Origin of the sequence: Mesorhizobium sp. M7A.F.Ca.US.005.03.1.1 (assembly GCF_003997975.1) — a bacterium.
Taxonomy (GTDB): domain Bacteria; phylum Pseudomonadota; class Alphaproteobacteria; order Rhizobiales; family Rhizobiaceae; genus Mesorhizobium; species Mesorhizobium ciceri.
Map to the genome: position 1 here is coordinate 1 of NZ_RZRO01000217.1, position 1,037 is coordinate 1,037.

Genomic DNA, 1,037 nt, shown 5'->3' on the forward strand with positions numbered 1-1,037 from the left:
CTAGGTGTGAGCTTTCGAGAGGTTGTCCATTCGGACCGGACCGAGGAGACTGGAGTTACCACGCTTCAGCATCCATCGGAGGGTCCGAATGAACATCCACAAGAATGCCCGTCTCACACCGCTGCGTCGAGAGGAGATGGCGTTATCGGTGATAGAAGGCGCTTTTTCCAAAGCCCATGCGGCGCGCGTCTATGGCGTGTCGGCCAAGATCGTGGCGCGCTGGGTCGAGCGCTATAAGACCAAAGGGCGGGCCGGCATGGTCGACCGCTCGTCGCGGCCCACCGTCATGCCGAGCCTGACCGAACAGTCCGTGGCCGAGCGCATCGCAGCCTTGCGTCGCCAGCGGCTGACCGGCAAGCACATCGCCCATGAGGTCGGCGTCTCGCCCGCCACCGTCAGCCGGGTTCTCAAGCGTGCCGGGCTGTCGCGGCTCAGGGATATCGAGCCGGCCGAACCGGTCCGGCGCTACGAGCGGGAGCATCCCGGCGAGATGATCCATATCGACATCAAGAAGCTCGGCCGCTTCAGCCAAGTCGGCCATCGTATCACCGGCGATCCGCAAAAGGGCAAGTCGCGCGGCGCCGGCTGGGAGTTCGTCCATGTCTGCATCGACGACGCGTCCCGCATCGCCTTCTCGCAAATCCTGCCCGACGAGAAAAAGGAGTGCGCCATCGCCTTCCTCAAGGCCGCGGTCGCCTATTACGCCAGCCTCGGCGTCACGATAGCCCGCGTCATGACCGACAACGGCTCCTGCTACAGATCAAAGGCCTTCGCCAAGGCCTGCCGCGATCTCGGCCTCAAGCACGTCACGACAAGACCCTATACGCCCAAGACCAATGGCAAGGCCGAGCGCTTCATCCAGACAGCACTGCGCGAATGGGCCTACGCCATTGCCTATCCGACATCCGATCATCGTGCCGCCGAACTGCCTGTCTGGCTGCACAGATACAATTGGCATCGTCCACATGGCAGCCTAAAGTCAAAAACGCCTATCAGTCGCCTCGCCCTGATCGAGGACAACCTGTTGAAGCTCCACA

Annotated in this window: 1 protein-coding gene; it reads left to right on the forward strand. The window is 62.4% G+C overall.

All coding sequences use genetic code 11. The features are described from left to right. Positions 1 to 88: 88 nt before the first annotated feature. A partial coding sequence (locus EN990_RS35240) for an IS481 family transposase (protein ID WP_095770220.1) occupies positions 89 to 1,037 on the forward strand: 949 nt, incomplete at its 3' end.